The sequence below is a fragment of the Pseudoduganella sp. GW821-FHT11H04 genome, from assembly GCF_058807935.1.
In genome coordinates, this window is the sequence record NZ_JBXARE010000005.1 from 202,873 (window position 1) to 227,955 (window position 25,083).

Sequence of the window (25,083 nt, forward strand, 5' to 3'; positions counted from 1 at the left end):
CGGAAAATTTTACACCTTGCTCAGCCACAGTAATTGTTTCTCAATAAAATCAGGTGTTTACAATTCAGGCACGATTCTCGCTTAGTGGCAACAGTTCTTAACTATTTACACTGGGGGATTGAATTGAAATCGCTGTCGAAAAAACTTCTGCTGTCCGTTGCATCCCTGCTGGTCGCTTCCGCTGCCAGCGCTTCGCCAACCCTGTTCGCTGGCCCCAACCGTGCCGCCTTCTCGGCACAGGGCACGATTGTTGAAAACTACGGCTTTGAAGACCTGGGTCACGGCTTCAGTTCGCTGGGTGCTGTGTGGACTGCCCACGGCGTGACCTACCAGACCGGCGACAACCTGGTCGTGGGCAACCAGACCGGCTACGCTCCAATCAGCAACGTCTTCGCTTACAACTTCTGGTCGCCAGTCAAGGCGACGGTTGAACACAATTCCTCGCAGTTCAACCTGCTCGGTTTTGACGTTGGCTATCTCGGCACCCAAGCGCCACTGTCGATCAACGTGACCACCAACCTGGGTTCGTTCACCTTGTCGAACATCGCCCCTGCGAACGCCAGCCAGGCCATGAACTTCTTCGGCTTCGTTGCCGGTCCAGGCGAATACTTCACCGGTTTCCAGCTGACCTCGGCAAACAGCAGCGGCAGCGCTCCGGTGATCGACAACGTCACCCTCGGCCAGGAAGCAGCCGCAGTTCCTGAACCTGCATCGCTCGCCCTGCTGGGCCTGGGCTTCGCAGGCATGGCCTTGTCGCGTCGCCGTCGCAAGGCCTGATCGACAATCACTAGCCAAATAGGGCGCGAATCGACCGCATTCGCCCCTATTCTGGCTGCATGGACAAATTCCCCGTTATTGAATTCCGCCGCTACTCCCTCGTCGAGGGCGGCCAGTCAGCGTTCGTACGCTATTTCGAAACCCTTTTCCCGGAAGCCTTCCAGCAGCTTGGCGCCCTGGCGCTAGGCCAGTTCACGGAAAACGGAAACCCCAACAGCTTCCTTTGGCTGCGCGGCTTCACTACGTGGGAGCAGCGCGCCGTGGTCAACGCCGCCTTCTACTACGGCCCGGTGTGGAAAGAGCATAAGGCCACGCTAAACGGCTTGATGACCGACAGCGACAACGTGCTCCTGCTGCGCCCACTCCACCCCGGCAGCGGCGTCCCCGCCCTCCCGTCCGTTGATCCGGTACTGGAACCCGGTGGCGCGCAAGGTGAAGCGGCCGCATTGCTTTGCACCGTCCGCCCCAGCCAGCTGGAACACTTCGCCGAACTGGCCGCGCCGGCCTTCGCCGCATGGCACGAAGCCGGCTGGCGCAACACAGCAACGCTGGTCACCCTGGACATGCCTAACAACTTCCCCCAACTGCCGGTACGCGGCGACGGCCCGCATCTGGTCTGGCTGGGAACTGCCGCCGCCGGCAGCGCAGCGCCATCCTGGGAAGCGCTCAGCGATGCCGCCCGCGACCTACTCGCCGGGCCGCCGGAACCCATCCTGTTGCGCCCCACACTACGCTCGCGGCTAAGGTGGACAAAATAAATCTTCCTTTGTGCCGCGGCATTAGTTTGAGGATAAAATAACGACTCACAGAAACGTTGCAGCATTGGAAGAGTCATGTCTGAGTTGAAAGAATTATCCACCTACAGCAAGGACACCCCTGTCGGCCTGCCCGCCGTTGGCGGCCGCGCCGGCGTATTCGTGCCCACCGGGCAGTTCGACCTTGCGAACTCCACCACGATCAAGAAAGGCGCCGGCATCGTCGGCTTCGGCAATCCGGATGGCTCGCTGACCGTCTACTTCGAAGCCAACCGCTTTGACGATTCCAGCCTGCATAAATGGGAAAACAAGGCACGCAAGGCGTACGACCGCATGGTCATGGTCGCCCCGACCGTTTCAAAGGCCAAGCTCGATGCCAAGTACCTGGAAATGGTGGGTTATATCGATGGCGCCGGCATCACGCTGAAAGAGCAGGACAGCCTGACCAACTGGCTGACACAGTCCAACGCCCTGGATACCGCGCCGGCCGCAGCCGTGGTGCTGTGGAGTAGAAAATGACGGACGAGCAATAGTCCTACAAAGGCATCGGCGACTCTCCGATGCCTTTTTTGTTTGCTCTTGATTAAGATGGGATCAAATCTTAGGCAGGAGTATTCCAATGTCCCACCGTCCATACGCCAGCGGCGCTGCACTGCTCAGCTTGGTGGCCACAGCAACCTGGCTGCTTTGCTCGGCTGACGTGCTGAGCCAGGTGCCGCTACTCGTGCATTGAGTTCACTGATCAGCGGTGACGGCCGCCGCGGCCGCGCCAGTGATTACTGGTCCACAGGAAATCAAAGCCGATTGTCACAGGCGGATAATAATAAGCCGGTGCAGGCGCGTAGTAATACGGCGCTGGCGCAACATAGACTGGCTGCGGCGCGGCATAGACTGGCTGCTGTTGCTGCACATAGACCGGCTCGTTCGAATAGCTGACCGGCGCGCCGGAGCGCTGCGCAGTACCGTTCGGCACCGGCGTCACCGACACCGTACGCCATTCATATGGATTGCTCGAGGCATAACGCACCGGCTGCTGCTCGGCGCAACCGACCAGGCCCAAGGCCAGCACCGGCAAGATCATCAAGGTTTTCATGGCATTCTCCTTCCCAAGATTCAACTATAGGGAAAAATCAGGCGCATGCCGCAGCTTTTACAAATGCTTACTGCCGGCAACTCAGATATACGGGATATCACATTTGTCGACCGCTTTACCCGCCGAATCCACGCGCTGGGCACAGATCTGGTACGTGATCCCGTAGTCCATATCGACACGGTACACCTTCCCGTAAGGCAGGGAAACCGATTCCTGCAGCAGGCGCTGGTAGCTGATGGCCGGCACGTCGGCCGGCACCGCGATCGAAGTGTGGAAGTTGCGGCGGCGGTCCTGCTGGCGGCGGTGCACGTCCACCTTCATGGACATGTCCAGTGTCACGCCACCCGGTTCGTAGTTGAAGCGGGTGACATTGCGCGACGAAAGCAGCACACCCCAGGCGCAAGGCAAGGCGTCCGGGCAGTGTTTGACCTGGGCCAGAGGGAAAATTTCCTCATTATTGTTCAGCTCCTGAAGCGGCCAGGCGGTACGGGTGCCGTCCAGCTTGCCGCTCGTGGCGTTGGGCCAAGTCATGGAGTTGACCACAACAACGTACTGCTTGTTGCGGGCCGGATCATTCGGATTACGCCACCAGGCGCAACCGGATAGCAAAATGCCGGCAAGTGGAAAGAGAAACAGATATTTCATACAGGCTATCCAGACTACGATACCCGCAGATTAACAAAAAACGGCCCGCGAGGGGCCGTTTTCTTTTCTATCGGAACACTGTCTTAGTCCAGCTTCCAGGCATAGTCCACTTTGGTCCAGGTTTCGACCGGGGCGCCATCCTTGGTGCCAGGCTTGAATTTGCAGGCGCTCAGCGCCTTCAGTGCAGCCTTGTCCAGGTTCTTGAAGCCGGACGATTTATCCAGCTTGGAATCCTTCACGTCGCCGCTCGGGGCAATCAGGAAGGACATGCTGACCGTGCCCTGCTCTTCATTCATCAGGGAAGCCTTTGGATATTCAGCTTTGCAATTCTTCGCATCGAAAGATGCTGGTACTTCGGCAGCGAATGCCGATGCGCCCATAGTCAGGGCTACTGCCAGAACACTCAACTTCGTCATCATGATTCTTCCCCTACTGAATGAGAATGAAATGGATTACAGCGACCAGACGTAGTCGACTTTGGTCCAGGTTTGGGCTACGGCGCCGTCCTTGGTGCCTGGCTTGAACTTGCAAGCGCTGATAGCTTTGACTGCAGCCTTGTCCAGGTTTTTGAAACCGCTGGACTTATCCACTTTGGAATCCATCACTTCACCGGCAGCCGAGATCAGGAAAGCCATGGAAACAGTGCCCTGCTCTTCGTTCATGAGGGAGGCTTTAGGGTATTCGGCCTTGCAGTTCTTGGCATCGAATACTGCTGGAGACTCGCCCGCGAAAGCCGACACGGAAACGATGGATGCTGCGACAAAACCAATCAAACGCTTGTTCATTTCTATCCCAATCAAATTTTATTAAACAGATCTTTTTACTTAGAATTCTTCCCACTCGTCGCTGCCGGCGGTGGCGGCGACCACTTTCTTAGGCGCTGCGGCGGCGGAAGCCGGCTTCGCTGCCTTGGCGGCTGGACGCTTGGCCGGAGCCTTCGGCACCACGGCAACTGCGGTCTGGGTCACAACTGGCTTCGCAGCGGTGAGGGCATATTCGGTTTCAGCATCCAGCTTGAAGATCGACACCACGCGCGACAATTCGCCAGCCTGGTCTTGCAGCGACTGCGCAGCGGCGGCAGCTTCTTCAACCAGCGCAGCATTCTGCTGGGTCATGGAATCCATCTCGATGATGGATTTGTTCACCTGTTCGATACCGGCGCTCTGTTCCTGCGACGCGCTGGCAATCTCGCTCATGATGTCGGTCACGCGGCGGACGGAGGCAACCACTTCGTCCATCGTCACGCCTGCCTGGCCCACCAGTTTCGAACCACGTTCCACTTTCTCGACGGAGTCGCCGATCAGGGACTTGATTTCTTTCGCGGCACCAGCGGAACGCTGCGCCAGGTTACGCACTTCGGATGCCACCACGGCGAAGCCGCGGCCCTGCTCACCGGCACGCGCTGCTTCAACAGCGGCGTTCAACGCCAGGATGTTGGTTTGGAAGGCGATACCATCGATCACGCCGATAATGTCTACAATCTTGTTGGCCGATTCGTTGATCGAGCTCATGGTGTCAACCACCTGCGAAACAACCTGGCCGCCCTTCAGCGCCACGTCGGAAGCGGATGCTGCCAACTGGTTGGCTTCACGCGCATTGTCGGCGTTCTGCTTAACGGTGGAGGTCAGTTCTTCCATGGCGGAAGCGGTCTTCTCCAGCGAGGAAGCCTGCATTTCGGTACGCGAAGACAGGTCGATGTTACCGGCCGCGATCTCGCGGGAAGCGGTGCCGATGGTCTCGGTACCCTGGCGCACCTGGCCAACGATTTCCACCAGGCTGTCGCGCATTTCCTTGATTTCGACCAGCAGCGAATCCTTGTCGTTGGACGAGGTGTCGATGCTTACCGACAGGTCGCCGTTGGCGATGGCGCCAGCGATCGAAGCGGTGTAGTCAGGCTCGCCACCCAGCTGCTTCAGCAGGCCGCGGGTGATTACCCATGCCGCGAAGATCGACACGACCACAGCGGCCAGGCCGGCAATGATCATGAACAGGCGCGCGGAGGAGAAGCCTTCAGCAGCTTCCACCTTCATCGAATCATTCAGCTTATCTTCCAGCGCAGCCAGTTGGGTCAGCGCTTCCATCCACTTCTTCTGCGCCGGCTTGATTTCTTTCAGGTAGGTCTTGGTTGCGGCCAGGGCATCGTTAGCCAGCCACAGTTCGGAGGCTTTCTTCACGGCCGGCAGCACTACGGATTCTTGCGCCTTCACTTGCTGCAGCAGCGCTTTTTCTTCAGCGGTGGCGTCGTTGACGTACAAGGCGCTCAGCTTGGCGTCGGCAGCTTCATAGTCTTTCAGCTGCTTGTTGATGCGCGCGAGTTCCGGCTCCATGTCCGCAGGTTCGGACATCAGGGTCAGGATTTTCAGGTCGCTGACGTTTTCAACGTTATTGCGCATGTCGATCACCAGGCGGGTGGCAACCGAATTCACACTTACCACATGATCCAGGCGGTCCTGAATCTGAGCCATACGCCAGATGCCGACGATGGTGATAATGACGAGGAACGCCAGTACCAGTGCGAAACCGAGGCCAAGACGTGCCCCTACCTTCATTTTGCTCAAATTCATTTCGGCTCTTATTTAGAAAGATGTTCGATTGCCTGAAGGATGCCGTAAATAAATATTTACCTCATCCACTGACCCTTGCTGCTACGCAAGTATCGACAGTAGCAAACTATGACTGCGAATGCAAAGACCGTTATCGCCGCGGGATGAAACCTGTCGTATTTCATCCCTAAAAACACATGCGGATGTCTCCGATTGCATGTGTGTATCAGGAAAATTATAGCCCTGTAGTTTCCACACAGCAAGCAAATTTTGCCCAAAATGTGGGCAAACGAACTTTCTATGGGGAAACAGCTCAGCTACGGCGGGAAACGGAAGTGAATGCGGAGGATAAGTTTTGTTTACGCGGTATGGCTGTATGCTTCAAGCAAAACGCGTGGATCGCCGGCTGCCAGCTTCTTGGCATCGGATAAAGTCTGGCGATATTGGCGGGCGCCCTTCAGGCCCTGGGCCAGGCCCAGCATGTGGCGGGTGATGGTGTTGATCTTCAAGCCACGGCCGCCCTCTTTCGCCAGCTGCTCTTCAATATAAGGCATCATCGCCTCCAGCACTTGCTCGCGGGTGCGCGGCTGCTCGCTGGCGCCGTAGTAGCGCTGGTCGAAGGCGGCCATCAGGTAAGGGTTGTGATATGCCTCGCGTCCCAGCATGACGCCGTCCACGTGCGCCAGGTGCAGGTCGATCTCTTCCAGCGTTTTGATACCGCCGTTGATCAGGATCTCGTATTGCGGGAAGTCCTTCTTCAGCTGGTAGGCGTACTCGTACTTCAGCGGTGGGATTTCGCGGTTTTCCTTCGGCGACAGGCCCTTCAGGATAGCGTTACGGGCATGCACCACGAAGGTCGTGCAGCCGGCTTCCGCCACGGCGCCGACGAAATCGCGCACGAAGTCGTAGCTCTCCTCATAGTCGATGCCGATACGGTGCTTGACCGTGACCTCGACCTGGACCGCATCCTTCATCGCCTTCACGCAATCGCGCACCAGTTCAGGCTCGGTCATCAGGCAGGCACCGAATGCGCCCTTCTGCACGCGCGGCGACGGGCAGCCGCAATTGAGGTTGATCTCATCGTAGCCCCACTTCTCGCCGAGCTTGGCCGCGATGGCCAAGTCCTTCGGATCGGAGCCGCCCAGCTGCAGCGCGACCGGATGCTCCTCCTCATTGAAGCGCAGGTGGCGCTCCACATCGCCATACACCAGAGCACCAGTCGTCACCATCTCCGTGTACAGCCAGGTGTACTGCGAGATCAGGCGATGGAAATGGCGGCAATGGCGGTCGGTCCAATCCATCATCGGCGCCACGGAAAGGCGGCGGGAAGGCTTGGGGGCGATCGAGGTGGTCATAGTGCAAACATCTACAAAAGGGCTGCACATTATACAGGCAGAAATGTCCACCTTGGGGTCAGGAAGAAAAGTGGACAGAGCACTACCCTGTCCACTTTTCTTCCTGACCCCAAGGTGGACATTTCTGCTCAGCCGTTGAAGAGTTCCTCGACACGGGACATGCGGCGGGCGGCTTCGCCGGTTAGCGCGCCGGAGGCGGTCATGATCTGGCGCACGCCTTCCAGCGCGCGCTTGCGGTCTTCGGTTTCCGTCAGCAGCTTAGGCAGGGCCGACATGGCGCGTTCTTCGTCCAGTTGCAGGATCATGTTCTGCTCCTGAACCACTTCCTTGAAGCGGGCCAGCGATACGCGTTCCTTGGCCGGCAAATGCGTGCGCAGTTCGCGCAGGACGCCAAACGCTCGTTCGTCGGCTACCCGCATTTCGGGGCTGCGGGCGATGTAGAGGATTGAGCGTATCACCGCTTCGCGCTCTCCTCCGCTGGCCAGGCGCTTGGCAGCTTCGGTGCGGCGAGCGGCGACCACCGACTCACGGGCGATATCGCGTCCGATCCGGCGCCGGATATTGGCCGAATCGGCGCGCAGTCCCACCAGCGTCTGCAACAGCGGCTGGCCATAGGTGGAGAGGAAGAACTGCTCCACCGCCTGGTCGCGCAGCAGCTGGTACTGGTCCAGCGCTGCTTCGATCTGTTCGGAAGCCGCTTCCTGCATCTTGAGGAAAGGGTTGTCCGGCGACGCTGGCCGGCGCTGCTCGCGCACCTGCTCGGCCAGGGTGCTGATCCCTTTCAGGAAGGGATTCATGTCGGAGAACAGTTCGTAGCGCATGCGGTAAGGGTGCATATTCCGCATCCATTCCGCCGACTGTTCGCTGGTCATCGCCCGCACATAGGGACTGACGAAGGTGCGGTACAAGCCCTGGTTGATTTCCGACAGCCGCGCCACGGTGGCGAAACGTCGTTCGTCTTCATCGTCATTGCCGCCCAGCGCGCGCAGTTCGTTCAGGTCGCGCCGTTCGAAGCGAACCACGTAATTGCCGTCGGCCAGCTCAGGGCTATGCACGCCCTCCCCTGCTTTGTCGATGAAAACTGCTTCGTACAGGCCTGGCGGCAGCACGTCGATCAGATCCATCGAGCGCGTAAATTCGTCGTGCTCTTTGTTGGCGACCGAGGCGGACACGAAGATGCCCAGGTGCCCGATCGATTCGTGCAGCGTGTAGACCACGGTCTGCCCGCCCGCTACCAGCGCGGCATCGTTCTCATACAGGTCGAGCAGCCAGCCCAGCGCCTGTTGCGGCGGCGTAATGTCATCGCCCCACGAACAGAACACCACGATCGGCGAGCGGATATTGCGCAAGTCGATGCGGCGGCCGTCCGTGTCGTGAATCGTGCCGTTGCTCAGGCGATTGCCGACGAACAGGTTATCGGTGATGAACTGGATTTCTTCGGCGTTCAGCAGCACCGGGTTGCCCCACCAGCGTTCGAATTCGAGAAAGCGTTTTTCTTCGGTGTCGACGTTGGCGTACACGTGGTAACCCTTCTTCCAATATGTATTAGAAGGATTCATGTTTTCGAAGTTGCTGACCAGGTGGGCGCCGTCGAATTTGCCGTTGCCAAGGTCGCCCGCCAGGGACGTCATCCAGGTGCCGCCGGTCAGGCCGCCCAGGTAGCGCAAGGGGTTCTTGCCGCGCACACCCGCCCAGTACGATAGCGGCGCTCCCGCCAGCACCAGCGGGCCGGCCAGCTCGGGATGCAGTGCTGCCGTCATCATGATCTGCCAGCCGGCCTGGCAATTGCCGATCAGGGCCGGCTTGCCTTCCGCCTCCGGGTGCAGGTAAGCCACTTGTTCGATGAACTGCGCTTCGGCGTGGCAAACGTCTTCGATGGTCTGGCCAGGCACCGGCGTTGGCAGGAAGCTGATGAAGTAGCAGGGATTGCCGGCATTGAGGACCACGCCGATTTCGCTGTCTTGCTTCATGCCGCCGATGCCGGGGCCGTGGCCGGCGCGCGGATCTACCACGATGAAGGGGCGCTTGCTTTCATCGATCTCGACGCCGTCCGGCGGGATGATGCGCATCAGCGAATAATTCACCGGCCGCGCAAGCGTGCGGCCGTCGATGATTGTTTCGGATTCGAAGTTGAGGACGTGGGGCGCGGTCTCGCGTTCGCGCGCATTGCGCTCGGTGCCGCGGCGGTACAGCACGTCCATGAAGAGGATCGAGCGCTGCCAGGCGTCGGTCCAATATTCCACGGCCTGGGCGGCCAGGTTGCTAGTTTCGGCCATGCTGGTTCTCCTCGTCGTTGCCGGCTTGGGCATACAGGTTACCACGGCGCTGCGGTGCGCGCCGCCGTCACTCCAGCGGCGTCAGCTCCACCTGCCGCAGTTCGTACGGCGTGCCTTCGAGCTGGAAGCCGATGCGTCCCTCGCTCGGCGTGGCAGCCGTGACGCGGTTTTGCAGCACGCCGTTCACCGTCACTTCGACCGCACCATCGCGCGCTACGATATCGGCGCTGTTCCACTCGCCGGCCGCGCGTTCGGAGTCGGCGGCGATGTGCGCCTTGACCGCAGGCTTATCGCCGGTCAGCGGCTCGGCAAACTTCGCACCCGCCATCGGCAACAGGTCGCCCACGTTGCCAAACTTGGTCTGCACTTGTACGCTCAAGGGCCAGACGCGGTCCATCGGTCCTTCGCTGATATGCAGCAGCACGCCGCCGTTGCCCGCCTTGCCCGGCCAGCGCCACTCGACGTGCAACCGGTAATTGCGGTAGCTCGCCGTGGTCGCCACGAAGCCCGATGGCACGCCGGCCACCGCAACTACGCCGTCCGCACGCACGGTGAGCGCACCGGGGTCCGCCGCAGTGTTCAATTCCTTGAGCAAGTCCACCGCCGATGCGCTGCCTGCCGCCGCAAGACAGGCCGCCGCGAGGAGAATATGTTTGATCATGAAAATTCCGGATAAAAAAAACCCGCCTCGCGGCGGGTTCTGCGTGAATTACGCGTTTTCTTTGCTGGCACGCTTACGCTCGTGCTCTTTCAGGTGGCGCTTGCGCAGGCGGATCGATTTCGGGGTGACTTCCACCAGTTCGTCGTCATCGATGAATTCCACTGCGTATTCCAGCGACATCTGGATCGGCGGCACCAGGCGCACCGCTTCGTCGGTACCGGACGAACGCACGTTAGTCAGCTGCTTGCCCTTGATCGGGTTCACAACCAGGTCATTGTCGCGCGAGTGGATACCGATGATCATGCCTTCGTACACCGGGTCGTTGTGGACCACGAACATACGGCCGCGATCCTGCAGCTTCCAGATCGCGTAGGCTACGGCGGCGCCGTCGTCCTGCGAGATCAGCACGCCGTTACGACGGCCACCCAGTTCGCCCTTGGAGCTGTCGACCGGAGCGTAAGCGTCGAACACGTGCGACATCAGGCCGGTACCGCGGGTCAGGGTCATGAATTCGCCCTGGAAGCCGATCAGGCCACGCGCTGGAATACGGTACTCCAGGCGCACGCGGCCCTTGCCGTCCGATTCCATGTTCTGCAGGTCGCCACGGCGGCGGCCCAGTTCTTCCATCACGCCACCCTGGTTGGCTTCTTCCACGTCAACCGACAGGTTTTCGTATGGCTCATGGCGCACGCCGTCAACCATCTTGAACACCACGCGTGGGCGGGACACGGCCATTTCGAAACCTTCGCGGCGCATGTTTTCGATCAGGATGGTCAGGTGCAGCTCGCCGCGGCCCGATACTTCGAAGACGGTGTCGTCGTCGGTCGGAGCAACGCGCAGCGCAACGTTGGCCTTCAGTTCCTTATCCAGGCGATCGCGCAGCTGGCGCGAAGTCACGAACTTGCCTTCGCGGCCGGCCAGTGGCGAGTTGTTGACCATGAAGTTCATGGTCAGGGTTGGTTCGTCGACGGTCAGCATTGGCAGCGCGTCCGGGGTGTCCGGTGCGCACACGGTGGAGCCGATGCCGATTTCTTCGATACCGTTGATCAGGATAATGTCGCCGGCAACTGCTTCGTCCACCAGCACGCGCTCCAGGCCTTTGAAGTTCAGCACCTGGTTGATGCGGCCCTTGACCGGGGTCGAATCAGGACCGTTCAGGACGATCACGTCCTGGCCGGTCTTGACGCGGCCACGGGAAACACGGCCGATACCGATCTTGCCGACGTAGGACGAGTAGTCCAGCGAGGTGATTTGCATCTGCAGCGGGCCGTCCGGATTGTCGTCACGCACCGGCACGTATTTCAGGATGGCTTCGAACAGCGGCTTCATGTCGCCGTCACGCACGGATTCGTCCAGGCCGGCGTAGCCGTTCAGGCCCGAGGCGTACACAATCGGGAAGTCCAACTGTTCATCGGTTGCGCCCAACTTGTCGAACAGTTCGAAAGTCTGGTTGATCGCCCAGTCAGCGCGCGCGCCCGGACGGTCGATCTTGTTCACCACCACGATCGGCTTCAGGCCCAGGGCCAGTGCCTTACGGGTCACGAAACGGGTCTGCGGCATCGGGCCTTCTTGCGCATCGATCAGCAGCAGCACGGAGTCGACCATCGACAGCACGCGCTCCACTTCGCCGCCGAAGTCGGCGTGGCCTGGGGTGTCGACGATGTTGATGTGGGTGCCTTCGTACTCAACGGCGCAGTTCTTCGACAGAATGGTAATGCCGCGTTCTTTCTCCAGGTCGTTGGAGTCCATGACGCGGGTATCAACCTGCTGGTTCTCGCGGAAGGTGCCAGACTGGCGCAGCAGCTGGTCCACGAGGGTGGTTTTGCCATGGTCAACGTGGGCGATGATGGCGATGTTGCGAATTGCGCGTTTAGTATTAGACATGATTTGTGTATGGACAGGAATTCTGCAAGTGCGGGAGCACTGAACCCACTAGTATAGCATGTTGCGGCGCAACGAACCAACCGCTCGCCACCAGTTCGACTTTAAGTTATGATTTTTGTAATTAACTATAAGTCACTGGGGAATCCTGATGGCAAGTATGCGGATTGCGGTATTCACCGGGAATTTGGCATTCTCGGTCCGGAAAGGCATTGCGGAGATCGACAAAACCATACCCGGCCTGCAATGGCTGGTGGTCGAGCATTCGCCACCGCGCCGCCCGGCGCAGTTGCTGAAGAACCAGTGGCGCAATTTCAAGCGCAATGGCTGGCGATGGATTCCCTACCAGGCCGGCGATATCTTGCAGCGCCTGGCGCCCGGGTCCAAAGAATTTGTACCCGCCACGCCACGGCCGGGCGCGGAGTTTGGCAGCGCAGCCCTGCGTTCCCGTCCTAATTTCACCTTCTTGCGGGTCGGCGACATCCACGCCGAATCCACGCTGGAAGCGGTGCGCAAGTTTGTTCCCGACCTTGGCCTGTCGCTGGCCGCGCCTATCCTGCGTCCCTCGCTATTCGAGCTGCCGCGCCACGGCACGCTGAACCTGCATAAGGGCAGCGTGCCCGACTACCGCGGCATGCCGCCGGCGTTCTGGGAATTGTGGAACGGCGAGGACAGCGTCGGCTGCACCGTGCATTGGGTGGCCGAAAAACTCGACGCGGGCGATGTCGCCGGCGAGGCCGTTATACAGCGTGCGCCTTACTCCACCTTGCGCGGCCTGCAGCTGAAACTCGATGAAACCGGCGTCGACCTGATGCGCGAAGCTGTGCAGCAGGTCGTGGCGCAGCAGCGCCCCGCACGTCCCCAGCCAGCTGGAGGCGCCACTTACCGCAAGCCGACGCTGTCGCAGGTAGCGCAGTTGGAGCGCAAGATGCGCGATCGCCAGCCGCCACCGCCGCCGCTGACCAAACGCCTCGCCAAGACCGCCATCACCGCCGGCGGCTTCCGGGCATGGCAACTGGGCATGTCGCAAATGCTGGCGCCGCGCATCACGGTGCTGCTGTACCACCGGGTCACCGACGATGTCCGCGATAACCTGAGCGTTGGCATCGAACAGTTCGACCGCCAGTTGGCCCTCTTGTCGCGCCACTGCCAAATGCTGACCATCGATGAAGTCCTTGATTCCAGCAAGGTGAAGGCCAGCGGCAAGCCGCAGGTCTGCATCACCTTCGACGACGGCTATCTGGATAATTACACCCATGCCGCGCAGATCCTGCTGCGGCACCAGTTGCCGGCCGCTTTCTTCGTCGCCACTGGCATGATCGGCAGCGAGCAGCGCTTCCCGCACGATACGCGGCGGGGCAACGACTTCATTCCCCTGATGGATTGGGACCAGGTGCGCCGCATGCACGACTATGGCTTCACCATCGGCTCGCACACGGTCAGCCATATCGATTGCGCCGGCGAGCCGGAAGACGTGGTGCTGCGCGAACTGGCGGAGTCGCGCGACACGCTGCGGGAGCGCCTGGATCTGCGCGACCCGATCCTGGCCTACCCTTATGGAAAACGCAGCAATATGACGCCGCAGCGGCTGGAGATGGTCAAGCAGGCGGGCTATCGCGGCTGCCTGTCGGCGTATGGCGGCGCCAATATTGGCGGCGTTGACCGTTTCAACGTCCTGCGCCGGGGCATCCACTGGGAATTCTCTGACGAGGCCTTCCTGTTTGCAGCGCTGGGGCTTTGATCCCGCCTGGGCAGGTTTGGCGCCTGCCCGCCCCTGTTTCGTCGCAAAGTGATTTCGGCGCAGCGAGTACGGGCGCAAAGTGTGTCCATCGAAACCCACTTTGCGAGGAAATCCAAATGCTGCAGCAAATCCTTAGCCACACTCCAACCTACGTCTGGGGCATCCTGGGCTTTCTCGTGTATCGCGGCGTGGCCGCTTCGCGCGATCGTTGCCTGACTACGCGTCAGGTCTTCATCCTGCCAGCCGTCATGTTGGTCCTGGGCTTGCAAAGCACGGCGAATGGATTTGGCCTGGCGTCGCCAGCAGGCACTGCTTGGCTGTTTGGCCTGGCCTCTGGCATTGCGATGATGTGGCGTAGCGCTGGCCAAGGCATGGTGCTCGACCGCGCCGCTGGCAAGGTGCAGCTGCGCGGCAGCTGGTTGCCGATGGCGCTCATGATGGCGATCTTTGTCGGGAAATTTGCGATGGCCGTAGCGCTGGCGTCTGCACCGGCCCTGCGGGGCAACCTGGCCTTCGCCCTGCCTGCTTGCGCCGCATTTGGCGCGCTCTCAGGCGCCTTCATGGCCCGCCCATTGCGCGTAGCGGCTGCGCTGCGCACCACGCCCGCCGCAGCAGGCGTGGCAGCAGCTTAAGCCTGGGCTGCTGCGATCAGGCGCTCAGGCGCCAGGATCGAATACTCGCCAAAGATGCCGGTGCCCAGCAGGCGGCCGGCTTCATCGTAGATGCGCACGCGGCCTTCATATGGCGTTGGCACGGCAATCGAAGGCTCCTTGCCGAGCGGCAGGCGCTGGCCGTGCAGGAAGCGCTTCGCCAGGTCGGCGTTCAGCACGATGCGCGGGAAAGACGACAGCAGCGCGTCCACTGGCGCCAGCAGGTCGCGCGGAGCCGTGTGCGCCGCCAATTCTTCCAGCGTGATCATCTTATCCGTCGTGAGCGCGCCAACCTGCGTGCGGCGCAGGGCGTTCAGATGGGCGCCGCAACCGAGCGCTGCGCCGATGTCTTCGCCCAGCACGCGGATGTAGGTGCCTTTGCTGCAGGTGACTTCAATCTTCAGGAAAGGCGCTTCCCACGACACCAGTTCCAGCTTGTGGATCACCACGTCGCGCGCTTCGCGTTCCAGGGTGATGCCTTCGCGGGCGTATTCGTACAGCGGCTTGCCGTCGCGCTTCAATGCGGAGTACATCGGCGGCACTTGCTTGATCGGGCCGCGGAAACGGGCCATCACGGCCTCGATTTCGGCTTGCGTGCAGGTGACGTCGCGCGTTTCCAGCACCTGGCCTTCGGTGTCGCCTGTATCTGTACGCTGGCCCATGTGCACGGTCGCGAGGTAGGTCTTGTCGGCTTCCAGCAGATCTTGCGAGAACTTGGTCGCTTCGCCGAAGCACAGCGGCAGCAGGCCGGTGGCGAATGGGTCGAGCGTGCCGGTGTGGCCGGCTTTTTTCGCGTTCATGAAGCGCTTTGCCTTGATCAGGGCGTCGTTGCTGGACAGGCCAACCGGCTTGTCCAGCAACAGCACTCCGTCAACGGCATCGCGCACGCGCTTTACACGTGCTTCGGTCATTCTTCGTCTGCATTCTCGTCGAAATCGGCGGCGCGAGTGGCGTTGGCCTTGTCGATCAAGGCCGACATCGCCATGCCGCGCGAGGCGGACATGTCGTGCAGGAAGTGCAGCTGCGGCAGTGTGTGGATATGCAGGCGCTTGCCCAGCTGGTTGCGCAGGTAGCCGGCGGCGGCGGCGAGGCCGGCCAGGGTGTTCTTGATCGACTCCGGGTCGTCCTTCAGGGTGGTGAAGAAGACCTTGGCGTGCGCGTAGTCCGGGGTCAGCTGCACTTCGGACAGGGTGATCATGCCGACGCGCGGATCCTTCACTTCGAAGGCGATCAGCTCGGACAGGTCTTTCTGGATTTGATCCGCCACGCGCAGGCCGCGCTGGGGGATCGATTTGCTGTGTTTTGCCATTTTCTTTCCTTTAAAACCGGTACCCCGGTGTCTGACCCGCAGGGTCAGACACCGGTTTGCCGGTTTTCATAAAACTAAAAGGCGGGTGCCCTGCCCCGCTCTCGCGAGGCGGGATGCACCCGCCGTGTATCGCGCCGTCCTGCTATTACAGGGTACGGGCGATCTCCTGCACTTCGAACACTTCGAGGACGTCGCCCACGACGATGTCGTTGTAGCCCTTCAGGTTCAGACCGCACTCCAGGCCGGCGCGAACTTCCTTCGCATCGTCCTTGAAGCGCTTGAGCGAGTCGATCTCGCCAGTCCACACCACGATGTTGTTGCGCAGCAGGCGGACGGAAGACGAACGCTTGACCACGCCGTCGGTAACCAGACAGCCCGCAATCGCGCCGACCTTGGAGACCAGGATAACCTGGCGAATCTCGACCTGGCCGGTAACGTGTTCGCGCTTCTCCGGAGCCAGCATGCCCGACAACGCCGCTTTGACCTCTTCGATCGCATCGTAAATGATGTTGTAGTAGCGGATGTCGACGCCGTTGGTTTCCGCCAGCTTGCGCGCCTGTGCATCGGCACGGGCGTTGAAGCCGATGATGACTGCCTTGGAAGCGGTCGCCAGGTTGACGTCCGATTCTGTGATGCCGCCCACCGCTGCGTGCACGATCTGTACCCGCACTTCGGAGGTCGACAGCTTCTGCAGCGAGCCAACCAGCGCTTCCTGCGAACCCTGCACGTCGGTCTTGACGATCAGCGGCAGGTTCTTCACTTCGCCTTCGGCCATCTGGTCGAACATGTTCTCCAGCTTGGCCGCCTGCTGCTTGGCCAGCTTCACATCGCGGAACTTACCTTGGCGGAACAGGCCGATCTCACGGGCTTTACGCTCGTCAGCCATGACCATTGCTTCTTCACCAGCGGCCGGCACTTCGGTCAGGCCCTGGATCTCTACCGGGATCGAAGGACCGGCTTCGGCGATCGACTTGCCGTTTTCGTCCAGCATCGCACGGACGCGGCCGAAGGACGAACCTGCCAGCACCACGTCGCCGCGACGCAGGGTACCGGATTGCACCAGGATCGTTGCCACAGGACCGCGGCCCTTGTCCAGGCGGGCTTCCACCACCAGGCCGCGCGCAGGCGCTTCGACCGGGGCTTTCAGTTCCAGCACTTCGGCTTGCAGCAGCACTTGCTCCAGCAGGTCGTCGATGCCCTGGCCGGTCTTCGCCGACACCGGCACGAATGGCGAATCGCCACCGTATTCTTCCGGCACCACTTGTTCTGCCACCAGCTCCTGGGTCACGCGGTCGACGTTGCCGCCTGGTTTGTCGATCTTGTTGATCGCCACGACCAGCGGTACGCCTGCAGCTTTCGCGTGGGCGATCGCTTCCTTCGTCTGCGGCATCACGCCGTCGTCGGCCGCCACCACCAGGATGACGATGTCGGTTGCTTTCGCACCGCGGGCACGCATTGCCGTGAAGGCCTCGTGACCCGGGGTATCCAGGAAGGTGATGATGCCGCGCGGGGTATCCACGTGGTACGCACCGATGTGCTGGGTAATGCCGCCGGCTTCGCCCGACGCGACTTTGGCGCGGCGGATGTAGTCCAGCAGGGAGGTTTTACCGTGGTCGACGTGGCCCATCACGGTCACCACTGGTGCACGCGGGGTTGCTTCGTACTCGGCGTGCTCGCCTTGGTCGGCCAGCAGTGCTTCCGGATCATCGACGGCGGCAGCGAAGGCTTTGTGGCCCATCTCTTCCACCACGATCATCGCGGTTTCCTGGTCCAGCACCTGGTTGATGGTGCACATCTGGCCCAGCTTCATCAGCTGCTTGATGACTTCCGATGCTTTAACGGCCATCTTGTGCGCCAGTTCGGCCACGGTGATGGTTTCCGGTACGTGCACTTCATGCACGATCGCTTCGGTCGGCTGCTGGAAGTTGGTTTCACGGTCGTCATGGTGACCGCCGCGGCGACCACCCTTGCCGCCTGCGCGCCAGCCGTCACGGCCGCCGCCAGCGTTGGAGCCAGCACCACCACGGCCTTTGCCCGCGCCAGCGCCACCGCCAGGTGCGCCACGGCGCTTTTCATCCTGCCAGGTCGAGGCCACGTTGGCCGACTTGATCGATTTTTTGTCGCCCGGCTTCGCGTCTTTCTTGTCGCCGGCAGGAGCGGCTGCGGTCGTCGCAGGCTTCTTGTCGGCTGGCTTGTGCAGGGTGCCTTCCGCGACTTTCGGCTTGACGGCGGCAGGTGCCGGCTCAGGAGCCTTCATCACGCGGCGCGGCTGGCTCATCATCAGCTTGATCTGGGCCACTTCGTCTGCAACGGCTTTACGGGCACGTTCGGTCGCTTCGGCACGCTCGGCGGCTTCCTTGGCGGCGACTTCGTGCTTGCGTTTGGATTCTTCGGCGTCAGCCAAGCGCTTCTTTTCTTCTTCTTCGGCGGCGGCTTTCTGCGCGACGCCGGCAGCGGCGGCGGATGCTGCCTTTTCAGCGGCGGCCTTGTCGGCGGCGGCTTTCTTGGCTTGCTCTTCCGCTACGCGCTTGGCTTCCTCTTCGGCGGCTTTAGCTTGGGCAGCCTTTTCCTCGTCCAGCTTGGCCAGGCGTTCCTGCTTTTCTTTCAGCTCCGCTTCCTGGCGAGCGATCAGCTCGGCCTGGCGGCGTACTTCTTCTTCACGGCGCGCCTGCTCGGCAGCGTCGATCACCGGCGCAGCCGGCTTGGCGGCGGCGGTGGTCACCACGTCGTCGCGCTGGACGAAGGTGCGCTTCTTGCGCACTTCGACCTGGATGGTGCGGGCTTTGCCGGAGGCGTCAGCCTGCTTGATCTCCGTGGTCTCTTTACGAGTCAGGGTGATCTTTTTCTTTTCGCCCGGCTCGGAGCCTGCACCGTGGGTACGGCGCAGGTGCTCCAGCAGCTTGTCCTTATCATCTTTTGACAATGGATCTGACGCCGAACTCTTGTCGACGCCAGCAGAACGCAGCTGCGACAGCAGCAAATCTGCAGGCATCTTCAGTTCGGTGGCAAATTGGGCTACGTTGTTACTCGCCATTCAGTCCTCTTTTCTATGTGTCTCGATGATAATTAAAGCTGCTTCTACTTCTTAGGCCTTGGCGGCTTCGGACGATGCCCAAGCCTTGGCTTGCAGGGCCTTGGCGCGATCATCGTACTTACCGTCGACCAGCTTCATTTCATCGTCGGTCACATTCTCAAACTCATTCGAAATCAATTCACGTGCGCGCTCCGACGACAGGGCCAGGATGGCGCCGAACTCGTCGTAGGCCAGACCGGCAAATGCTGCCAGGGTCTTGATGCCTGCGAGGCCCAGCTTGCCCGCGGTGACGCGGTCCATGCCTTCCAGGCCAACCAGCTGTTCTTCCATGCCTTCCAGGCCCTCTTCCGAAGCGATTGCCTCGGTTACCAGGGCGTCGCGGGCGCGGGTACGCAGCTCGTTGACGGTGTCTTCGTCGAACGCTTCGATGTCCAGCATCTCGGAGATCGGCACGTAAGCGATTTCTTCCAGGCTGCTGAAGCCTTCTTCCACGAGGATGTCGGCCACTTCCTGGTCCACATCCAGTTTTTCCATGAACAGTGCGCGCACGGAGGCGGTTTCGGCGGCCAGCTTGTCGGCCGATTCTTCCGCGGTCATGATGTTGATCTTCCAGCCGGTCAGCTCGGAAGCCAGGCGCACGTTCTGGCCGGAGCGACCGATGGCGATTGCCAGGTTTTCTTCGTCAACCACCACGTCCATGGCGTGCTTGTCTTCGTCAACCATGATCGAGGACACGTTGGCAGGGGCCAGCGCGCCGATCACGAATTGCGCAGGATCTTCCGACCACAGCACGATGTCCACGCGCTCGCCGCCCAGTTCACCGGTCACGGCCTGCACGCGCGAACCGCGCATGCCGACGCAGGTACCGATCGGGTCGATGCGCTTGTCGTTGGTGTGCACAGCGATCTTGGCGCGCACGCCGGCGTCACGTGCAGCGGATTTAATCTCCAGCATGCCTTGTTCGATTTCCGGCACTTCCAGTTCGAACAGCTTCATGATGAATTCCGGCGCGGTGCGCGACAGGATCACTTGCGGGCCGCGCATATTGCGGTCAACGCGCAGGATGTAAGCACGTACGCGGTCGCCGATACGCAGGTTCTCTTTCGGGATCATCTGGTCGCGTGGCAGGCGGGCTTCGATCTTGCCGGATTCGACGATCGCATCGCCGCGTTCCATACGCTTGATGGTGCCGGTAACCAGCGCGTCGCCGCGTTCCAGGAAGTCTTGCAGGATCTGCTCGCGTTCTGCATCGCGCACGCGCTGCAGGACCACTTGCTTGGTGTCCTGGGCGAAGCGGCGGCCGAATTCAACGGATTCGATCGGCTCTTCGATGTATTCATCGACTTCGATATCAGGGATCTGTTCTTTCGCTTCGAACAGCAGCACTTCCTGGTCAGGCAGCTGCAGGCCGGCTTCGTCAGGCACCACGTGCCAACGGCGGAAGGACTCGAACTCGCCGCTTTCACGGTCGATCGAAACGCGAATATCCACTTCGCCTTCATAGCGCTTCTTCGTGGCTTGCGCCAGTGCGAATTCAAGCGCACCGAACACGACTTCCTTGTCGACGTTCTTTTCGCGCGCCAGCGCATCAACCAATAACAATACTTCGCGACTCATGCTTTGCGGCTCCCAAAATTCACCTGCGGCACCAAGCGTGCCTTATCAATGTCCGCGAGCGTGAAATTCAGCACCGCCGGACCTTCTTTACCTTCAAATTCAATACCCAGTTGCTCGCCCTCAGGCTCCGTCAGGATGCCCTGGTAGGACTTGCGGTTCGCAGTGCCAGGAATGGCCATGCGCAGCTTGACGATGGCTTCGCAGCCGGCAAAGCGGACGAAGTCGGCAAACTTGCGCAGCGGACGGTCCAGGCCAGGCGACGAAATTTCGAGACGTTCGTAAGGAATATTCTCGACCGTCAGCAAGTGCGACAGCTGATGGCTCACCGTGGCGCAGTCTTCAACCGTGATCGGGCCTTTTTCTTCTGCATCTTCCGCCGTGAAGTCGATATAAACACGCAGCAGTCCGCGTTCGGCCCGTTCGAAATCGACCAGGTCGTAGCCGAGGCCAGCGACGGTTTTTTCAATCAATTCAGGCAGTTGCAAAGAAAATCTCCAGATACTTAAAACGATTCAACCAAAAAAAAATGGGCAACTGCCCATCTTTCGTTACTGCAGCCAGATGAAAGCACTCTCAGCAAAATAAACTGCGAAGGACTTTAACTAGGCCGCTCATTATAGCGTGATATTGGTATCGCTGCAATGCCGCATACCACATCAGACTGGGGCGTAACAATAGCAAGGTGCTTAAAATCCAACACCTTAAACCCGGCAATGGGAGGGTCAGACCCTCGGGTCTGACCCAGGTTTACCGGGTTTTAGCCCTTACGGCGGCGCGGCATGCCGTGATCGGACGCCCCGCCGCGCGGCTGGTGGCCGCCGCGGCGCTGCTGCCCCTGGCCGTGGCCATGCCCCTGGCCAGCGAAGCCAAAAGTGGTCATCAGCGGATCCGGCTGGCGAGGAGCACCCTTGCCCTGCCCCTGCCCCTGTCCCTGCCCCTTCCCCTGGCCGGCGCCCTTACCCTTACCCTTGCCGCCGGCAGCGCCACGGCCATAGCCGCCCGGCTGCTGATCACCAAAGCCGGCGCCGCCATGACGCGGTGCACCAAAGAACCCGCCCTGGCCTTGCCCACGGCCGCCGCGCGGCGCCTGCGGGAACGGGTCCGCGTTCTTGTTGCTCACATCCATGCGATTGCCATTCGGCTCGCGCTCACGTTCGCGCTTACCCTGGCCACCCTGAGGCTTGGCACCGTCACCAGCGCCAGCGCCACCTTCTTTCTTGAAGCCCACCGCCGTCAGCAAATCGCGCACAGTGTTCTCTTCCATCTCTTCCCAACGGCCGCGCTTCAGGTTCGGAGGCAGGGTCAGCGCACCGTAACGGGTACGGATCAGACGCGACACGGTCAGGCCGATCGCCTCGAACATACGACGCACCTCACGGTTACGGCCTTCGCCGATCACCACGCGGTACCACTTGTTGACGCCTTCGCCGCCGCCATCAGCGATCTTGGTGAACTGCGCCATGCCGTCTTCCAGCTCAACACCGGCCAGCAGCTTCTGGCGCATGCCTTCTTCCAGCTCGCCCAGCGTACGCACCGCGTATTCGCGATCAATGTTGTAACGCGGGTGCATCAGTCGATTAGCCAGGTCACCGGATGTGGTGAACAGCAGCAGGCCTTCGGTATTGAAGTCCAGGCGGCCAACGGCCAGCCATTTACCGGTCTTCATGGTCGGCAGGCGGTCGAACACCGATGGACGGCCATCCGGGTCGTCGTGCGACACGATTTCGCCGGCCGGCTTGTGGTAGACCAGCACGCGCGGCGGCTTCTTGGAAACCTTGCGCTGCACCAGCTTGCCGTTGATGCGAACCGCATCGGTTGGCAGGATGCGCTGGCCGATGTGGGCCGGCTCGCCATTCACCGACACGCGGCCGGCGATGATCAGCTCTTCCATATCGCGGCGCGAGCCCATGCCCGCTTCCGCCAGCACCTTGTGCAGCTTCGGTGCATCGTCTTCCGCCGTCAGGTCGCGGCGCGCCTTCAAAGGCTTGCCGGAACCGCCCTCGTCGCGGTCAAACGCGTCGGAGGTCACAAAGGAGAACACCGCATCAGCTTCGGACGACTTGTCCTTGGCCTTCATCTTGTTGCCGAAGGCGCCGTGTACGCGCGGCTTCTGGCCCTGGCCAGCTTCGCCGGCTTGCGCGCCCTGGCTCTCGCCATGCGCAGGCTTGCCATGCTTGCCTTTCTTGCCTTTATGCTTGCCGTGCTTGTCGTGGCGCTTTTCAGCCGGGACAGCGGCTGGCCAAGGGCTCGCGCCCTCGCCACCCTCGGCGCCCGCAGCAGCCGAACTTTCAGCTGGCTCACCAGCCGATTCGGCAGTGGTAGCCGCCACCACTGCTGCTTTTTCAGCCTGGCGCTGCGCGCGCTGTTCGCGCATCTGGCGCGGACCGCGCGGCGCACGGCCGCGATCCTTACCCTCAACACCTTCGCCGCCCTGCTCAGCTTCCGCAGGAGCAGGCCGAGCTACGGCGGCAACCGGCGCAGCTTCCATTGCCGGTGCAGATTCCGCCGCGACAACCTTCTTGGCGCGCGGCTTCTTCACTGGAGCGGCTTCCGCGCTTGCAGCAGGCTGCTCGCCCGCCACTGCCTCGGCTGCGACAGCAGCTTTGGTTCGGCGCTTAGGCTTTGGAGTCTCGCCGGCTGCCAGTGCGGCAGCATTATCGGCCTCAATCTGGGCCTTGGTACGGCGTTTTGGCTTCGCAGCGGTAGCGTCAGCCAGCGGAGCGCCGGTCTCGGTGGTGTTATCAGGCTTGTTCATTATTCGTTTCTGCTAAGGGCTCGACGTTTTCGGGCGCCGGGTCGTCTATTACCGACGGCGCCTCGTCCGGCGTCGCCTCTTTCTCTTCTTCTGCTGCTTGTGCTTCGTGTGCCGCCTTCTCGAAGTTCTCTGTCAGGCGAGCTTCCAGCACTTCCAGCGGATTTTCATTCTGCGGATCGCTGATTTCCTGCAGTGGCGGCAGTTGCGACAGCGATTCCAGTCCCAGGTCGTCCAGGAACTGCTTGGTCGTGCCCAGCAAAGCCGGGCGGCCCAGTACATCGCGGTAGCCGACAGTGTCGACCCAGCCGCGGTCTTCCAGCATCTTGATCGTCTGCGAATTCACCGCGACGCCGCGGATTTCCTCGATATCGCCACGGGTTACCGGCTGGCGGTACGCGATGATCGCCAGCGTTTCCAGCGTAGCGCGCGAATACTTCTGCGGTTTTTCCGGATTCAGGCGATCCAGGTACATCTTCATATCAGGCCGGCTCTGGAAGCGCCAGCCGCTCGACAGGCTGACCACCTCAATGCCGCGCCCCTGCCAATCCTGGCGCAACTCTTCCAACAATTCCTTGATCGTATCGCCGCCAACGCCGACACCGAGCGAATTGCCCTGGTCGTCGGTTTCGACGTACAGCTTTTTCAGGCTGTGGATCGATAAGGGTTCACGGGCGCATAGCAGCGCAGCTTCGAGGACTTTCTTAGCCTCTGCATTATCCATACACTACATTTGGTTGTGAAACTATGTAAGAAGGCGCCGGACCGCTACGCGCCGGGGCGAGAGTCTCAGTGGAGTGCGTTTTCAGGGCGAAAACAAGGCGGGCGACAGGCGCCGCTTCATCCAACTATGGCAATTGTACCTGATAAAACCGGCTAGAAGTGTTTTTTACTTATGCAGCCAGGCGCTCGGCCAGGATTGCCGAAACACCAACAAAGGCCGGGTACTCGGCCGTGATCACATAGGTCGGGATCGCCGCCAGGTAGTTATGGAAGCGTCCTTTTTCCTCAAAACGGGCACGGAAACCGGAACGATCGAAGCGCTCACCCAAGCGCGGCACGATGCCACCGCCAATATAAATACCGCCCGTCGCACCCAAGGTCACACCCAGGTTGCCGGCGATGGTTCCAAGCATGGTGCAGAAGTGTTCGATCACATCGTCGCACAGTGGGCACTCACCGGCCAGGGCACGGCGCGCGATTTCCGGCGCCGCCAGCACCGGCTCCTCATGACCACGCTGGGCCACCAGGGCGCGATAAATCAATTCAATGCCCACGCCGGACAGCAGGCGCTCGGCCGACACGTGCGGAAACTCGGTCCACGCATATTGCAGGATAGCCACTTCATCCGGATTCATCGGCGGGAAGCTGACGTGCCCGCCCTCGCTCAGCAGCGCAGTCCAACCCGAAGCAGAAGGAATCAGCCCCGACACGCCCAGGCCGGTACCAGCGCCAATCAAGCCCAGCGGCGCACCGGCTTGCGGCACACCGCCGCCAACCTGGTGCTTCTGGTCAGCCGCCAGCAAAGGCAGGGAACGCGCCAGCGCAGTGAAATCATTCGCCACCACCAGCACCTCGAAGCCGACTGCCAGGCGCAGCGCCTCGATCGAAAACTCCCAATGATGGTTAGTCATTTTCACGAAATCGCCATTGACCGGATTCGCAATCGCAATTGCACCGTGACGGATACCCAGGCCAGCAGCAGCCACCACATCCGGCAGCGCCAGGTAAGCCTGCAGCGCATCAGCCAGCGTCGCATACGCAGCCCCGGCCAGCACATGGATGCACTCAATCCGGCCAGGCGCCAGCTCCAGCGCAAACCGCGCATTAGTACCACCCACATCCGCCAGCAGGCGCGGGCTCGAATAGGCGGCGATCGATGCGGAGTGAGTCTGAGCAGTCATGGGCACTAACGGTTAAGTTGAGCCCTAATGCTAAGGGATATGTTAGCCGAGACGCAAGGATTTCTTTGTAGTTTGAGTACAAGAACCGCA

The 25,083-nt window shown here is 60.9% G+C and carries 22 protein-coding genes; 5 read left to right on the forward strand and 17 right to left on the reverse strand.

The window, feature by feature from the left end:
* The first annotated feature begins 123 nt into the window (after positions 1–123).
* The 3 genes from AC1RTP_RS13960 to AC1RTP_RS13970 all read left to right on the forward strand — a co-directional run bounded on the left by AC1RTP_RS13960 (position 124) and on the right by AC1RTP_RS13970 (position 2,051).
* Positions 124–777: a PEP-CTERM sorting domain-containing protein gene (locus AC1RTP_RS13960; protein WP_498608227.1), complete on the forward strand. Its 654-nt coding sequence runs from the start codon at positions 124–126 to the stop codon at positions 775–777.
* 59 nt (positions 778–836) lie between these two features.
* Positions 837–1,535 (forward strand): hypothetical protein, encoded by a 699-nt coding sequence (locus AC1RTP_RS13965; protein ID WP_498608228.1) that lies wholly within the window; start codon positions 837–839, stop codon positions 1,533–1,535.
* Positions 1,536–1,610: 75 nt separating this feature from the next.
* A complete protein-coding gene (locus AC1RTP_RS13970; RefSeq protein ID WP_498608229.1) occupies positions 1,611–2,051 on the forward strand; it encodes a hypothetical protein in 441 nt (146 codons plus the stop codon).
* A 223-nt stretch (positions 2,052–2,274) separates the two neighbouring features.
* On the opposite strand, the gene AC1RTP_RS13975 is transcribed toward AC1RTP_RS13970, so the two are convergent.
* The 9 genes from AC1RTP_RS13975 to typA form a co-directional block, all read right to left on the reverse strand.
* A complete protein-coding gene (locus tag AC1RTP_RS13975; protein ID WP_498608230.1) occupies positions 2,275–2,625 on the reverse strand; it encodes a hypothetical protein in 351 nt (116 codons plus the stop codon).
* A gap of 81 nt (positions 2,626–2,706) precedes the next feature.
* Positions 2,707–3,270: a hypothetical protein gene (locus AC1RTP_RS13980; RefSeq protein ID WP_498608231.1), complete on the reverse strand. Its 564-nt coding sequence runs from the start codon at positions 3,268–3,270 to the stop codon at positions 2,707–2,709.
* A gap of 83 nt (positions 3,271–3,353) precedes the next feature.
* Positions 3,354–3,686 (reverse strand): energy transducer TonB, encoded by a 333-nt coding sequence (locus AC1RTP_RS13985; protein ID WP_498608376.1) that lies wholly within the window; start codon positions 3,684–3,686, stop codon positions 3,354–3,356.
* 36 nt (positions 3,687–3,722) lie between these two features.
* A complete protein-coding gene (locus AC1RTP_RS13990; RefSeq protein ID WP_498608232.1) occupies positions 3,723–4,055 on the reverse strand; it encodes an energy transducer TonB in 333 nt (110 codons plus the stop codon).
* 39 nt (positions 4,056–4,094) lie between these two features.
* Positions 4,095–5,834, reverse strand: a complete 1,740-nt coding sequence (locus tag AC1RTP_RS13995; protein WP_498608233.1) for a methyl-accepting chemotaxis protein — start codon at positions 5,832–5,834, stop codon at positions 4,095–4,097.
* 338 nt (positions 5,835–6,172) lie between these two features.
* The gene (gene dusA, locus AC1RTP_RS14000) at positions 6,173–7,168 is read right to left on the reverse strand and encodes a tRNA dihydrouridine(20/20a) synthase DusA (protein WP_498608234.1); all 996 of its coding nucleotides are present in this window, start codon (positions 7,166–7,168) and stop codon (positions 6,173–6,175) included.
* 128 nt (positions 7,169–7,296) lie between these two features.
* Positions 7,297–9,444: a DUF3141 domain-containing protein gene (locus AC1RTP_RS14005; RefSeq protein WP_498608235.1), complete on the reverse strand. Its 2,148-nt coding sequence runs from the start codon at positions 9,442–9,444 to the stop codon at positions 7,297–7,299.
* Between the two features lie 67 nt (positions 9,445–9,511).
* Entirely contained in the window at positions 9,512–10,105 is a 594-nt protein-coding gene (locus AC1RTP_RS14010; RefSeq protein ID WP_498608236.1) for a 3-keto-disaccharide hydrolase, read from the reverse strand.
* A gap of 48 nt (positions 10,106–10,153) precedes the next feature.
* Complete coding sequence (typA, locus tag AC1RTP_RS14015; protein ID WP_498608237.1) at positions 10,154–11,989, reverse strand: translational GTPase TypA; 1,836 nt, start codon at positions 11,987–11,989, stop codon at positions 10,154–10,156.
* Between the two features lie 148 nt (positions 11,990–12,137).
* Between typA and AC1RTP_RS14020 the strand changes: the two genes are divergently transcribed.
* On the forward strand, positions 12,138–13,727 hold the full coding sequence (locus tag AC1RTP_RS14020; protein WP_498608238.1) for a polysaccharide deacetylase family protein: 1,590 nt from the start codon (positions 12,138–12,140) through the stop codon (positions 13,725–13,727).
* Positions 13,728–13,843: 116 nt separating this feature from the next.
* Entirely contained in the window at positions 13,844–14,359 is a 516-nt protein-coding gene (locus AC1RTP_RS14025; RefSeq protein ID WP_498608239.1) for a DUF6622 family protein, read from the forward strand.
* On the opposite strand, the gene truB is transcribed toward AC1RTP_RS14025, so the two are convergent.
* The 8 genes from truB to AC1RTP_RS14065 all read right to left on the reverse strand — a co-directional run bounded on the left by truB (position 14,356) and on the right by AC1RTP_RS14065 (position 24,993).
* Entirely contained in the window at positions 14,356–15,288 is a 933-nt protein-coding gene (gene truB / locus AC1RTP_RS14030) for a tRNA pseudouridine(55) synthase TruB (RefSeq protein ID WP_498608240.1), read from the reverse strand. The two genes, AC1RTP_RS14025 and truB, sit on opposite strands and share 4 nt — an antisense overlap.
* The gene (rbfA, locus tag AC1RTP_RS14035; RefSeq protein WP_498608241.1) at positions 15,285–15,686 is read right to left on the reverse strand and encodes a 30S ribosome-binding factor RbfA; all 402 of its coding nucleotides are present in this window, start codon (positions 15,684–15,686) and stop codon (positions 15,285–15,287) included. The genes truB and rbfA overlap by 4 nt, the downstream gene beginning before the upstream one ends.
* A gap of 145 nt (positions 15,687–15,831) precedes the next feature.
* On the reverse strand, positions 15,832–18,720 hold the full coding sequence (infB, locus tag AC1RTP_RS14040; protein ID WP_498608242.1) for a translation initiation factor IF-2: 2,889 nt from the start codon (positions 18,718–18,720) through the stop codon (positions 15,832–15,834).
* Between the two features lie 51 nt (positions 18,721–18,771).
* Positions 18,772–20,337, reverse strand: a complete 1,566-nt coding sequence (nusA, locus tag AC1RTP_RS14045; protein WP_498608243.1) for a transcription termination factor NusA — start codon at positions 20,335–20,337, stop codon at positions 18,772–18,774.
* On the reverse strand, positions 20,334–20,822 hold the full coding sequence (gene rimP / locus AC1RTP_RS14050) for a ribosome maturation factor RimP (RefSeq protein ID WP_498608244.1): 489 nt from the start codon (positions 20,820–20,822) through the stop codon (positions 20,334–20,336). Before rimP ends, nusA begins: the two co-directional genes overlap by 4 nt.
* A 272-nt stretch (positions 20,823–21,094) precedes the next feature.
* Positions 21,095–23,092 (reverse strand): 23S rRNA pseudouridine(2605) synthase RluB, encoded by a 1,998-nt coding sequence (gene rluB, locus AC1RTP_RS14055; protein WP_498608245.1) that lies wholly within the window; start codon positions 23,090–23,092, stop codon positions 21,095–21,097.
* Positions 23,079–23,813 carry an SMC-Scp complex subunit ScpB gene (gene scpB / locus AC1RTP_RS14060; RefSeq protein WP_498608246.1) on the reverse strand — a complete coding sequence of 245 codons (735 nt, stop codon included), beginning with the start codon at positions 23,811–23,813 and terminating at the stop codon, positions 23,079–23,081. The genes rluB and scpB overlap by 14 nt, the downstream gene beginning before the upstream one ends.
* Before the next feature lie 169 nt (positions 23,814–23,982).
* Positions 23,983–24,993 carry a glucokinase gene (locus tag AC1RTP_RS14065; protein WP_498608247.1) on the reverse strand — a complete coding sequence of 337 codons (1,011 nt, stop codon included), beginning with the start codon at positions 24,991–24,993 and terminating at the stop codon, positions 23,983–23,985.
* Positions 24,994–25,083: the final 90 nt, after the last annotated feature.